Genomic DNA, 12,562 nt, shown 5'->3' on the forward strand with positions numbered 1-12,562 from the left:
GGCGGCGATGCCGGCCGCGTCGGTGTCGGCGGGCAGCACCCGGCCCACCCCGAGCCGGTGCAGCCGTTCCGCCGCGGCGTCGTCGCCGGGCTCGACCAGCCCGACCACGGCCACCCCGGCGGCCAGCAGGCGGGCCACGGCGTCGCCGTCCAGCCGGCGCAGCTCGGCCGAGAGCAGGACGGCCTGCCCGGTCCCCGTGCCGGCCGCGGCGAGCAGGTCAGCGAGGTCGACGAACCGGCGGACGACGACCACGCCGTGATCGGCGCGGTCCAGCGCCCCGACGAGCTCGGACTCCCACGCCGCCCCGGTCGTGGCGGTGAAGACCTGCAGCGCCATCAGCCGGTGGGGCCCGCGGTGGTGGGCACGGGCGCCGGGGCGGACGGGGCGGGCACGGGTGCCGTGGGCCCGGTGGCCGGGCCGGTCCCGGTGGTGCCGTCGCGGACGACGACGACCAGCGCGCGGCCGCCGATGGCCGACAGCACGCCGGGCACGTCGTCCCCGGCCAGCCCGACGACCACCTGGATCGTGGTGGTGGCGGCGGACAGCACGCCCTCGCCGCGGCCGGACACCGCCTGCACGGGCGCACCGGCCAGCACGAGGGACACCTCGCCCGAGGTGTCGGTGGCCCCCGCCGCGGGGTCGGCCACGGCGTAGACGTCCACCCGCTGACCGCGGGCCAGCCCCGGTGGGGCGTACCCCGCCTGGACGGGCAGCGCGAGCTGGACCTGCTCGGACACCGGTTCCAGGGCGGCGCGCGGGAGCAGCTCGCCGGTGAGCACCGCACGGGCGAGAACCTGCCCGGCGGGGTCGGTGGAGGTGGCCAGGTAGCCGGCGGCGACGTCGTCCAGGCGCACCTGCACGGCGACGAGGTCGTCGGGGGCCAGCACCGTGCCCGCGGCCAGGTCGCCGGCGGCGGCCCACACGGGCACGGTGGCGCCGGCGGCGGTGACCACCCGGGCGCCGACGAGCACCGAACCCAGCACGAGCAGGACACCGAGCACCAGCCGCAGGTCCAGCCAGCGCGGCGGGCGGACGCGCCGGGGCACCGGGCCGGCCGGTGGCGTGCCCGGTGCCTCGGCGCCCAGCAGCGCACTGCCCGTCATCTGGTCCCCGTTCGTCGCGGTCGCGGCCGTTCGGGCGCGAACAGGTGCAGATGATGACCGACGACGCGGTCGGCGTGCAGTGCCTGTGGACGGATCGACCTGTGGACCCACCCTCCCGGGTCAGGTCGCAGGTGCCAGACTGGCGGCCATCTCTGGAGGGAGACACCCGATCCCGATGGCCACGCCCCGCTTCCTGACCCTCGACGACGTCGCCGAGACGCTCAACGTCTCGTGGTCGCAGGCCTACGCCCTGGTGCGGCGCAAGGAGCTCATCGCCATCCAGATCGGCGGGCGGGGCCAGTGGCGGGTCGAGCGCGACGAGCTCGAGCGTTTCATCCAGCAGAAGTACGCCGAGGCCCGCGGGTCGACCCCGCCGCCGGAGCCCGGGCGGGCCGACGCCGCCACCGAGGAGCGCACGCAGGACGCCTGACCCCGCTCAGCCCACGCCGGGCGAGACCAGCAGGGCGACCGCGCCGAGCACCACCGCACGCACCGACGTGACCGCCGTGCGCCGGCGGGGTTCGTCCAGGTGGTGCTCGGCCAGCTCCAGGAAGTCCGCGCCGACCCGGTCGACGGTGCCGGTCAGCACGGTCCCGTCGTCGAGCACGCACCGCACCACCGCCCGGTCCCGGGCCAGTGCGCGCACCGCCCGGCGCAGGTCCCACGCCCGGGCCACCGCGCCGGGCTCGTCGGCCGGCGCCGTCACCGGACCCAGGCCCTGGACCGCGCGGACCCGGCCGGTCGCGACCAGGAGGTCCTGACCGCGCTCGCCGGCCACCAGCAGCCAGTCGGGGCCGACGTCGACCAGACGACCGGCCACCCGGCCCGCACCGCCGCAGTCCAGCCGGACGTCGCGCCCCACGGCTCCGCGCAGCCGGTCGGCCAGCAGCACGGCACCCACCTCGGCCCGCGTCCGGGAGCCCAGGTCCTCGGCCGCGGCCTGCTCGGCCACGAAGGCCGCCTCGAGGTCGGCGAACAGCTGCTCCCAGCGCATGGCTGGACCCTACCCATCCACAGACTCGTGCATTTGCTTGCGTTTGGTTGCGATGGTCGTGTTCGCTGACGGGCGACCCCGAGGAGGACACGATGTCGGTGCAGCGCTGGGCCACCAGCACGCTCGTCGTGCTGCTGGCCGGGGCCGGGCTGCACGCCCTCGCCCCCGACCCGGCCGCCTGGTCCGCCCTGCTCGCCGACCCGCAGCGCGTCGTCGACACCGCGGGCCCCGACGCGCTGCTCGTCCCGGTGGCGTGGGCGCTGGCCGCGGCGTGCTGGGCGTGGGGCGCACTGGGCCTGCTGCTCACCGTCGCCAGCTGCGGTCCGCGGCCCCTCGCCCGGGTGGCGGTACCCCTGCTGCACCTGGTGCTGCCGGCGGCGCTGCGCCGGGCGGCGGCCGTCGCGGTGGGCCTGTCGCTGGCCACGGCCCCGGTCGTCGTCCTCACCCCCGGGCCCCCGCTGGCGGTGGCCGCCGCGCACCAGGTCGCCCCCGGCACGGAGGACACCGCCACGGCCACCGACGGCGCACTGCCCCCGGTGCCCGACTGGCCGGCACCCGTGCCCGACTGGCCGGCCCCGGCCCCCGCGGACGCGCACGTCGTCGTCCGTGGCGACTGCCTGTGGGACATCGCGGCCGGGCGGCTGGCCGAGCACGGCGCCGAGCCCGACGACGTCGCCGTGGCGGCCGCCGTCCAGGCGTGGTGGCGGGCCAACGCCGCGGTGATCGGCCCCGACCCCGACCTGCTGCTGCCCGGCCAGGTCCTGCGCGCCCCCTGACCCGACCCCGTTCCGCACACCCGAGGAGAGACCCGATGAGCACCCCGGCCCCGCTGACCGCACCGGCCCCCGACCCCTGGCGGCAGGTCCGGCTGCGCCTGGTCGAGACCCCCGGCCCGGCGCTGGACCCCGCGCCGGTGACCCGGTTGCTGCGGCCCGGGGTGCCCTCGCCCCGGCCGCACCTGCTGCCCGGTCCGCGGCCGGGCCCGCCGCAGCCCGTGCCCGTGCGGCGCCGCGGCCTGCCCGATCCCGGACCGGTCGCGCACCGGCTGGTGACCATGACCCTGGAGGCCTTCGGGGGGCGTCGGCCCTTCGCGCAGCTGCGCTCGGCCTACACCCTCCCGGTGTTCAGCGCGATCAGCCAGGGCCGGCGGCCGCGGTGGTGCGTCGAGGGCACCGGGCCGCTGCTGGTCGGCGCGGTGCGGGTGGCCGAGCCGGTGGAGGGGGTCGCCGAGGTCTGCGCCGTGGCCCGGCGCAACGGCCGGGCGCACGCGGTGGCAGCCCGGCTGGAGGTCGTGGAGGGCGGCTGGAAGTGCACCGCCCTCCAGGTCGGTTGAGCGGGCGGCATGCGGAGCATCCCGCCTCGCTCGACCGGATCAGGAGCGAGCCCGGCGCAGCCGGACCACGCCGTCACTGGTGCGAAGCACTCCCGTGGCACTGTTTGTACTTCTTGCCCGAGCCGCACGGGCACGGCGCGTTGCGCGCCGGCGCCTTGGAGCCGGTCACCGTGGCCGACTTGGCCGCGCCGGCCTTGCCGGTGCGGCCCTCCTGCGCCGAGGAGTCCAGGCCGGGCGCGGAGTAGGTCAGCCCGGCGGCCGGCTTCGGGGTCTCCAGGCCCTTGACCGCCAGCTCCGGGCCGGTGCCGGTGCCCACCGGCTCGGCAGCCGGCTCGGCAGTGGGCTCGGCAGCAGGTGCGCGCCGGGCACTGGCGGTCGGCTGGGGCTTCATCGCCTGCTGGGCGCGGGCCGCGGCCTGCCGGGCCAGGACCCGGTCGTTGCCGGCCTGGGCCCGGGCCAGCGCCTCGGCCTCGGCGGCGTCCTGCTTGGCCTTGGCCTCGGCCTCCTGCTGCTCCTTGGTCTTGACCTCCAGGTTGAACAGGAAGCCGACCGATTCCTCCTTGATGCCGTCCAGCATGGCGTTGAACATGTCGTAGCCCTCGCGCTGGTACTCCACGACCGGGTCGCGGTTGGCCATCGCGCGCAGGTGGATGCCGGCCCGCAGGTAGTCCATCTCGTAGAGGTGCTCGCGCCACTTGCGGTCCAGGACGCTGAGCAGCACCCGGCGCTCGAGCTCGCGGGTGACCTCGCTGCCGAGGGCCTCCTCGCGCACCTCGTACTGGGCCTGCACGTCGGCCAGCAGCTCGCGCTTGAGGACCTCGGCGGACAGCGCGGACTGATCACCCTCGGCGTGCTCGTCGAGCAGCTCCTCGATGGTGGTGCCCACCGGGTAGAGCGCCCGGAGGCCGGTCCACAGCTGCTCGAGGTCCCAGTCCTCGGCGTAGCCGGCCTCGGTGGCGCCGTCGACGTAGGCGCCGACGACGTCGTCGAGCATCGACTCGACCTGCTCGTGCAGGTCCTCGCCGTCGAGCACCTTGCGGCGCTCGTCGTAGATGACCGTGCGCTGCCGGTTGAGCACCTCGTCGTACTTCAGGACGTCCTTGCGGGTCTCGAAGTTCTGCTGCTCGACCTGGGTCTGCGCCGACCGGATCGCCCGGCTGACCATCTTGGACTCGATCGGCTGGTCCTCGGGGACCCGCAGGGTGGTCATCATCGACTCGAGCATCGGGCCGTTGAACCGGCGCATCAGGTCATCGCCCAGCGACAGGTAGAAGCGGGACTCCCCCGGGTCGCCCTGGCGGCCCGAGCGGCCGCGCAGCTGGTTGTCGATGCGGCGGCTCTCGTGCCGCTCGGTGCCCAGCACGTACAGGCCGCCGGCCTCGACGACCTCCTCGTGCTCCTTGGCGACCTGCTCCTTGGCCTGCGCCAGCGCGTCGTCCCACGCGGCCTCGTACTCCTCGGGGGTCTCCGTCGGGCTCAGCCCCCGGGCACGCAGCTCGTCGTCGGCGATGACCTCCGGGTTCCCGCCGAGCTGGATGTCGGTGCCGCGGCCGGCCATGTTGGTGGCCACGGTGACCGCGGCCAGCCGCCCGGCCTGGGCCACGATCGCGGCCTCCCGGGCGTGGTTCTTGGCGTTGAGCACCTCGTGCGGGATGCCGCGCTTGAGCAGGTACTTGCTGACGACCTCGGACTTCTCGACCGACGCGGTGCCGACCAGCACTGGCTGACCGGCCTCGACCCGCTCGGCGATGTCGTCGACGACGGCCTCGAACTTGGCCTTCTCGGTCTTGTAGATGACGTCGGAGCGGTCCTCGCGGACCATCGGCTTGTTCGTCGGGATCGGCACGACGCCGACCTTGTAGGTCTGGTTGAGCTCGGCCGCCTCGGTCTGGGCGGTGCCGGTCATCCCGGACAGCTTCTCGTAGAGCCGGAAGTAGTTCTGCAGCGTGATCGTGGCGAGGGTCTGGTTCTCGTCCTTGATCGCCACCTTCTCCTTGGCCTCGATGGCCTGGTGCATGCCCTCGTTGTAGCGGCGGCCGGCCAGCACGCGGCCGGTGAACTCGTCGACGATGAGCACCTCGCCGTTGGTGACGATGTACTCCTGGTCGCGGTGGAAGAGCTCCTTGGCCTTCAGCGCGTTGTTCAGGTAGCCGATCAGCGGGGTGTTGACCGCCTCGTAGAGGTTGTCGATGCCGAGCTGGTCCTCGACGAACTCGACACCCTCCTCGGTGATGGCGACGGTGCGCTTGCTCTCCTCGACCTCGTAGTGCCGGTCCTTCTTCAGCAGCGGGGCGATGCGCGCGAACTCGCCGTACCACTTGGCCGACTGCTCGGCCGGGCCGCTGATGATCAGCGGGGTGCGGGCCTCGTCGATGAGGATGGAGTCGACCTCGTCGACGATCGCGAAGTGGTGGCCGCGCTGGACCAGGTCGCCCTTGGCCCAGGCCATGTTGTCGCGCAGGTAGTCGAAGCCGAACTCGTTGTTGGTGCCGTGCGTGATGTCGCAGAGGTACTGCTCGCGGCGCTGGGCCGGCTTCTCCCCGGACAGGATCGTGCCCACCGACAGGCCCAGGAACCGGTGCACCCGGCCCATCCACTCGGCGTCGCGCTTGGCCAGGTAGTCGTTGGTGGTGACGACGTGCACGCCGTCGCCGGTCAGGGCGTTGAGGTAGGCCGGCAGGACGCCGGTCAGGGTCTTGCCCTCACCGGTGCGCATCTCGGCGATGTTGCCCAGGTGCAGCGCCGCGCCGCCCATCAGCTGCACGCGGTAGTGCCGCTGGCCCAGGGTGCGGCCGGCGCCCTCGCGGACCACCGCGAAGGCCTCGGGGAGCATGGAGTCCAGCGACTCCCCGTCGGCGTAGCGCTCCTTGAACTCGTCGGTCTTGGCGCGCAGCTCGGCGTCGGTCAGGTCGACGACGTCGGCCTCGAGGGACTCGACCGCGTCCGCGATCTTGGACAGCCGCCGCAGGAGCTTGCCCTCACCGGCGCGCAGGATCTTGGAGAACACCACGGGACCAATGTAGTGCGGTCCCGCCACCGCCCCGGCTCAGCGCAGGACGAGCTCCCCGGCCTTCGGGTCGAGCGCGACCTCCCTGGCGCCCACGCGCATCCCGGCCAGGACGGCGTCCACGACCGCCTGCCGGTCGAACCCCTCGGGCAGCTTCGGCGGCTCCCCGGCCAGGGCCCGGTCGACCAGGCCGGTGTCCACGTGCGGCGGCTTGACGTCCAGCACCGTGACCTTGCGGGCGCGCAGCTCGCGGCGCAGCACCGACGCCCACGCCGACAGGGCCGCCTTGGACGCGGAGTACTCGGCCATCTGCAGCGTCGGCGCGTCGGCGACGATCGCCGACAGCAGCACCACCGCCCCGCCGTCGGCCAGCTGCGGCAGCGCGGCCCGCACCAGGCTCATCGGGCCCAGGGTGTTCACCGCGAACAGCTCCTCGACGACGGCGTCGTCGGCCTCGGCAGCGGGCCCGAAGGCGACCACCCCGGTGGCCACGACCACGGCGTCCAGCCCGCCCAGCGCCTCGGCGGCGGCCTGCGCGGCGGCCCGGCCGGACTCCACGTCGACGGCGTCGAGCACCTGCGAGGGCACCCCACCCAGCTCGGCGGCCAGCGCCGCCGTCCGGTCGGCGTCCCGACCGGCGACCGAGAGCCGGGCCCCCGCGTCGGCCAGCCCCCGGGCCAGCGCACCCCCCAGCACGCCGCTCGCCCCGACCACCCACACCCGCGCTCCCTGCAGCTCCACGCCGCCGATCCTGCCCCGCCAACGACGCTTGCGCAGGTCGGACCGCCGGGTCCGGTGCGCCTCTAGGCTGCGGCGGTGACCCGAGCCGAGTTCTCCGAGGACCTGCGCACCTTCTTCACCGAGCGGCACCTGGCGACGCTGACCACGCTGCGTGCCGACGGCACCCCGCACGTCGTCCCGGTCGGGGTGACCCTGGACCCGACGACGGGCACCGCCCGGGTCATCACCTCGGGCACGTCGGTCAAGGCCCGGCACGTCCGGGCCGGCGGCGGCACCGCGCGCGTGGCGGTCTGCTCGGTCGACGGCCGGCGGTGGGTGACCCTGGAGGGTGCCGCGACCCTGCGGGATGACCCGGCGTCGGTGGCCGACGCGGTGGCCCGCTACGCCGCCCGGTACCGCCAGCCGCGGGAGAACCCCGCGCGGGTGGTGCTGGAGATCGCCGTCGACCGGGTGCTCGGGAACCTCTGACGCGACGGCGGCCCGCCCTGCCGAGCAGGACGGGCCACCGCGGTGCGCTGCCTCAGACGCGCGCGGGTTCCTTCGCCGCGGGGCCGGCCGCCCCGGTGGCCGGGACGCCGGCGAGCCGGATGAGGCCGTAGTCGTAGGCGTGCCGGCGGTAGACCACGGTCGGCTGGCCGGTCTCGGCGCAGGCGAAGAGGAAGAAGTCGTGTCCGACGAGCTCCATCTCGTGCAGCGCCTGGTCCACCGTCATGGGGGTCGCCGGGTGCTGCTTCTCGCGGACGACCCGCCCGGGCAGGTTCTCCTCGGGCTCGGCCGGGGCGGGCGCGGCGAGCTGCTGGTCGAGCTCGTCGAGGGCGGCGGCCGCGGCCGAGCCGTCCAGCCGCAGGCTGGCGGGGGTGCGCCGGCCGTGGTGCACCCGGCGGCGGTCGGCCGCCCGGCGCAGCCGGTTCTCCAGCTTGGCGACCGAGGCGTCCAGGGCGGACTGGAAGTCCGCCGCGCAGGCCTCGGCGCGGACCACGGGACCCTTGCCGCGCAGGGTGATCTCGACCCGCTGGCAGTTCGCCGACTGCCGCGGGTTCTTCTCGTGGAGCAGCTCCACGTCGAAGCGCTCGATCTTGGCGTCGAAGCGCTCCAGCTGGCCGACCTTGTCCTCGACGTGCTGCCGGAAGTGCTCGGGCACCTCGACGTTGCGACCTCGGACCACGATCTCCATGTGACCTCCCGAACTCGGGTGTGATCGCCCCGACGCTAGCGGCGCCGGGCCCGATGCGACAGTGCAGCGCTCGCCGACCTGGTGGGCCTCGCTGCCGGCGACGGCTCCGCACCGGTGGTCGCCGTCGCCGCGCTGACCTCCGTCGGCGCGCCGCTGGTGCCCGGTGCCGACCACGTGGTCACCGCGCTGCCGGGGACCTGGTCGCGGGTGGCCCCCGTGCTCGCCGCGGCGGTGGCGGCGCACCCGGACCCGCTGGTCACCGGCCTGCTCGACCCGGCCGCGCCCGGGGCGGTGACCCTGCTCGCCGGGGCCGCGGCGCTGCTGGCCGAGGAACCGGCCGCCCGGGTGGCGGGGCCGACGCTGCTGGAGCTCGTGCAGGCACCCCCGCCCGGCGTCGACGCCGCGGTGCTGGTCGGCGCCGTCACCGCCCTGCAGGACCACGCCGCCACCGTCGGGTACCTGGTGGGCACGGCGCAGGCCGACGCGCACGCCGTGGACCAGTCGTTCCTCCGCACGGAGCTGGAGCTGGTCTTCTCCCTGGTACCGGGGACGACGCCGATGGTGCTCGGCCCGGCGGTCGACACGGTGCTCGGCGCCGTCGGCTTCGGGGCGACCGACCGACCGGCCGCCCCGGGTCCGGTCGGCGCGCAGGGGGCGCAGGCGGCGGCCACGCTGCTGGTGGGGCGTCCGGGGGCCGCCGGGCTGGCCTACGAGCAGGTGGCGCGTGCGCTGCGGCTCCCTCCGCCCCTGGCGGAGGGCGCGGTGGCCCCGCCCGACGTCCTGTCACCGGTCGCCGAGCTGCGACGAGGCGGCTCACCCGTCGCCCGGCTGCTCTGACCCGCCGCAGCCCGCGGGTGGCACGCCTGGACCGGCCCCCACGACGGCGCGGCCACGGGCAGTGGCTCACCGTCACGACACGACGCCTCTGCAGGCGCGGTGCCGACCTCGCGCGTGTCACGGCGGCCTGTCGGTCACGGTCCCCACCCCGATAGGCGGCAACGGGCCCGACACGCCCGCGAACCGGACGGGTGTCACCGGAACTGGTGACTTGAGGTCGTTAAGCTTCGACGCAGAGTAGCGACGCGACCACGCGTCACCCGGTCGTGATGTCAACGAGTTGCTCGGACGGGTGACAGGTCGCGACGCTCCTCGTAGCGGTCCGTGCCGACCTTGCTCTGCCCCCGCGTGGGCGGCTGCCGCACCTGTGCAGTCCACCCATGCCTGAGGAGGCGTCATGTCCAGCACCACCGCCATGTCCACTGCCGGTCGGTCGAGCAAGTGGAGCCGGTCGAGCAAGTGGAGCCGGTCGAGCAAGTGGAGCCGTTCGAGCAAGTGGAGCTGATGCCAGTCCGCCGTTGAGGCGAGCGGGGCGTTCGCACCGATGACGGGTGCCCCGCACGGGTGAGGACGCCTGGTATCGCCGTCACTGACTGTTAGCCTCGGCCGGACGCCGCTACTAACAGGCAGGATGACGTTGGCCGAGGTCCCGACCCTCCCCGAGACGCGGCGAGTGCCCGTGCTCCGGCGGTCGTGGACGCCCACCGCCATCGCGGTGGTCCTGACCGCCGTAGTAGCCGTGCCCGCGCTCGGCCCGTCGGTCGGCCCCGTCTCGTGGTGGGTGCTTCTCCTCGTCTTCGCCGGTGGCCTGCTGGCAGAGTCCGTACCGCTGCACATCGAGTTCGGTCGGCAGACGTGGACCTTCTCGTTCATGGACCTCGTGCTGGTGGTCGGCCTCGTCGAGATGGGCGGGTTCTGGACCGCCGTGGGGCGGTTCGCCGCGATGGCCGTGGCGCTGAGCTACCAGCGCTACACACCCCCGAAGATGGTGTTCAACCTCGCTGTCGGGGTGCTCGAGGTGGCCGTCGCCGCCGTGGTGATCGATGCCTTCCCTGCCGCCCGGCTGACCGATCCGAGGGCGTGGCTGTACCTGCTCGTGGCCTTGGTCTGCGCAGGCGCCGTCGGGACGGTGCTCGTGGCCGTCGCGATCACGCTGACCGCCCATCCGCCCGGCTGGGACTTCTGGAAGGCCACGGTCGGGCCCGGTGTCGCGCTGCCGGTCCTCGGTGTCGGGATCGGCATCGCAGGGCTGCTCCTCCTGCAGTTCACCATCTGGACCCTCGTCGTCGTCCTGCCGCTCGTCGCTGCTGCGCTTGTGCTGTTCCGGCAGACGGCGCGGGTGAACCGGGAGCGGCGCAGCTTGCAGCAGGTCTACGACTTCGCGCGCCAGGTCGAGGAGGTCAGCTCCGACGAGGCCGGCGTGCGGCAGATCGTCGTCGCCGTCCGCGAACTCCTGAACGCCGACCGCGTGGCCCTCTGGCTGCCCCCGTACCTCGACCAGGAGCCGCGTCTGGTCGTGGACCGGGCCGGTGGCGCCGCGCCCTGGTACGACGGCCCCAGCGACCCCGACGACCTGATCCGGCGTCTCGCGGTCGATCCCCAACGCGGTGGGCCGGTTCTGGTCTCGCTTCCGCGTGCCACGGGCGAGGAACTCACCGCCTTGCAGCGGCGAGACGCGCAAGAGGTGCTGGGCGCACCGATCGTGACCGCGGCGGGGGAGTACGGGTACCTCGAGGTCTGCGACCGGCAGAGCGACGTCGTCTCCTTCGAGTCCGGCGACCGGGCGGCGCTGGACTCGATGCTGACCCACGTCAACGCCGCCATCCGCCAGCAGCAGCTGCTCACCCGCATCCGCTACGACGCCGACCACGACGCGCTGACCGGTCTGCCGAACCGGCAGCGCCTGGCCGTGGAGATCGACGCCCTGCTGTCCGCCGAGCCCGGTGAGGTGCGCGCAGGCCTGGTCTTCGCCTCGCTGGACAACTACACCGACGTCACCGACACCCTCGGCCACGCCGCCAGCGACGAGCTGCTGCTGGTCACCGCCGGCCTGCTGCGGGAGCACGCCCCGCCCAGCGCCCTCGTGGCCCGGATGGAGGGCGGTCAGTTCGCCGTCCTGCTGCCCGGGCTGAGCCTGCCGGCCACCGAGCGGGCCGCCCGCCGGCTGCGCGACGCCGCGGCCACGCGGGCGCGGGTGGCCGGACTGGACCTCGACGTCCTGCTCACCTTCGGCGTCGCCGCTGCCCCGGTGCACGGGGACACCTCCGGCACCCTCATGCAGCGCGCCGACGTCGCGCTGCTGGCCGGCCACAGCTCCGGCGGGGTGGCCAGCTACCACCCCGTGCTGGACCAGCAGAGCCTGCGCCGCCTGCAGCTGGGCACCGAGCTGGAGTCCGCGATGGCCGAGAAGCAGATCACCGTGGTCTTCCAGCCCATCGTGGACACCCGCACCTCCGACATCGTCTCGGTGGAGACGCTGGTCCGGTGGGCGCACCCCCGCTACGGCAACGTGCCGCCGGACGACTTCATCGGCCTGGCCGAGCAGATCGGCCGCATCGGCGCGGTCACCGACTACGTCCTCGACCTGGCCCTGGAGCGCTGCCGGCGCTGGCTGGACCAGGACATCGCGTTGTCGGTCGCGGTCAACCTCTCCGCCAAGTGCCTGGCCGAACCCGACCTGGTCGACCGGGTGCGCGCGGCGCTGCGGCGGCACGGCGTCCCCGGGTCGCTGCTCACCCTCGAGCTCACCGAGGGCATCGTCGTCGACGACTCGGTGCGCAACTCCACGGTGCTGGCCGACCTGCACTCCCTGGGCCTGCGGTTGTCCATGGACGACTTCGGCACCGGCTACTCCTCGCTGTCCCAGCTGCGCCAGCTCCCCATCGACGAGCTGAAGATCGACAAGTCCTTCGTGCTCGGCATGTCCACCAGCCAGAGCGAGTCCTTCATCGCCCGCTCGATCGTCGAGCTCGCCCACAACCTGGGCCTGCGCGTCGTCGCGGAGGGCGTCGAGGACGAGGTGACCCGCGACCTGCTGGCCGAGATGGGTTGCGACAAGCTGCAGGGCTTCCTGGTCAGCCGCCCGCTGCCCGACGACCGGCTGGAGAACTGGCTGCTGGCCCGCACCGGCGTCCGGTCCGCCGCGCCGGGGGCCCCGCACCGCCGGCTGTTCGTGCGCTCGTGAGCGTTTGCTAGGGTTCTCCAGCACGCTCCGAGAGGGGCACGCACGCGGCGCCGCGAGGCGCCGGGTACTGTGTCCCGCGGAGCAGGCAGGCCCCTTTAGCTCAGTCGGCAGAGCGTCTCCATGGTAAGGAGAAGGTCTACGGTTCGATTCCGTAAAGGGGCTCCGACCAGCCGGTCCAGTCGACAGATC

The 12,562-nt window shown here is 74.3% G+C and carries 11 protein-coding genes, 1 tRNA gene and 1 pseudogene; 7 read left to right on the top strand and 6 right to left on the bottom strand.

Translation table 11 applies throughout. The annotated features are described in order from the left end of the window. A pseudogene (locus NH342_RS11110) lies at window positions 1–336 on the bottom strand (chromosome partitioning protein); the annotation flags it as partial. After that, window positions 336–1,103 (bottom strand): SAF domain-containing protein, encoded by a 768-nt coding sequence (locus tag NH342_RS11115; protein ID WP_253014805.1) that lies wholly within the window; start codon window positions 1,101–1,103, stop codon window positions 336–338. The pseudogene NH342_RS11110 and the gene NH342_RS11115, both read right to left, overlap by 1 nt. 175 nt (window positions 1,104–1,278) lie before the next feature. On the opposite strand from NH342_RS11115, the gene NH342_RS11120 reads away from it, so the two are divergent. Beyond that, window positions 1,279–1,533, top strand: a complete 255-nt coding sequence (locus NH342_RS11120) for a helix-turn-helix domain-containing protein (RefSeq protein WP_253014807.1) — start codon at window positions 1,279–1,281, stop codon at window positions 1,531–1,533. Window positions 1,534–1,539: 6 nt separating this feature from the next. On the opposite strand, the gene NH342_RS23890 is transcribed toward NH342_RS11120, so the two are convergent. Beyond that, entirely contained in the window at window positions 1,540–2,097 is a 558-nt protein-coding gene (locus tag NH342_RS23890; protein WP_305884890.1) for a hypothetical protein, read from the bottom strand. 92 nt (window positions 2,098–2,189) lie between these two features. Between NH342_RS23890 and NH342_RS11130 the strand changes: the two genes are divergently transcribed. Together NH342_RS11130 and NH342_RS11135 are read left to right on the top strand one after the other, a co-directional pair. Further along, window positions 2,190–2,873, top strand: coding sequence for a LysM domain-containing protein (locus NH342_RS11130; RefSeq protein WP_253014860.1), 684 nt, complete (start codon window positions 2,190–2,192; stop codon window positions 2,871–2,873). A gap of 35 nt (window positions 2,874–2,908) precedes the next feature. Beyond that, window positions 2,909–3,430 carry an Rv3235 family protein gene (locus NH342_RS11135; RefSeq protein WP_253014809.1) on the top strand — a complete coding sequence of 174 codons (522 nt, stop codon included), beginning with the start codon at window positions 2,909–2,911 and terminating at the stop codon, window positions 3,428–3,430. Between the two features lie 73 nt (window positions 3,431–3,503). On the opposite strand, the gene secA is transcribed toward NH342_RS11135, so the two are convergent. Both secA and NH342_RS11145 read right to left on the bottom strand, forming a co-directional pair. Continuing rightward, on the bottom strand, window positions 3,504–6,440 hold the full coding sequence (gene secA / locus NH342_RS11140; RefSeq protein ID WP_253014811.1) for a preprotein translocase subunit SecA: 2,937 nt from the start codon (window positions 6,438–6,440) through the stop codon (window positions 3,504–3,506). 36 nt (window positions 6,441–6,476) lie between these two features. Next, on the bottom strand, window positions 6,477–7,178 hold the full coding sequence (locus tag NH342_RS11145) for an SDR family oxidoreductase (RefSeq protein WP_253014813.1): 702 nt from the start codon (window positions 7,176–7,178) through the stop codon (window positions 6,477–6,479). Window positions 7,179–7,253: 75 nt separating this feature from the next. Here NH342_RS11145 and NH342_RS11150 point away from each other — a divergent pair, with 75 nt between their 5' ends. Then, window positions 7,254–7,646, top strand: a complete 393-nt coding sequence (locus NH342_RS11150) for a pyridoxamine 5'-phosphate oxidase family protein (RefSeq protein ID WP_253014815.1) — start codon at window positions 7,254–7,256, stop codon at window positions 7,644–7,646. A 52-nt stretch (window positions 7,647–7,698) separates the two neighbouring features. Here NH342_RS11150 and hpf read toward each other — a convergent pair whose 3' ends face one another. Further along, window positions 7,699–8,352, bottom strand: a complete 654-nt coding sequence (hpf, locus tag NH342_RS11155; protein ID WP_253014817.1) for a ribosome hibernation-promoting factor, HPF/YfiA family — start codon at window positions 8,350–8,352, stop codon at window positions 7,699–7,701. Between the two features lie 81 nt (window positions 8,353–8,433). Between hpf and NH342_RS11160 the strand changes: the two genes are divergently transcribed. The 3 genes from NH342_RS11160 (at window position 8,434) to NH342_RS11170 (ending at window position 12,535) form a co-directional block, all read left to right on the top strand. After that, window positions 8,434–9,189 carry a hypothetical protein gene (locus tag NH342_RS11160; protein WP_253014819.1) on the top strand — a complete coding sequence of 252 codons (756 nt, stop codon included), beginning with the start codon at window positions 8,434–8,436 and terminating at the stop codon, window positions 9,187–9,189. A 679-nt stretch (window positions 9,190–9,868) separates the two neighbouring features. Continuing rightward, window positions 9,869–12,373 (top strand): EAL domain-containing protein, encoded by a 2,505-nt coding sequence (locus NH342_RS11165; protein WP_253014821.1) that lies wholly within the window; start codon window positions 9,869–9,871, stop codon window positions 12,371–12,373. Window positions 12,374–12,462: 89 nt separating this feature from the next. After that, window positions 12,463–12,535 (top strand) — tRNA-Thr (locus NH342_RS11170). The last annotated feature ends 27 nt before the right edge of the window (window positions 12,536–12,562 follow it).

It is taken from the genome of Klenkia sp. PcliD-1-E (genome assembly GCF_024124375.1).
Lineage (GTDB): Bacteria > Actinomycetota > Actinomycetes > Mycobacteriales > Geodermatophilaceae > Klenkia.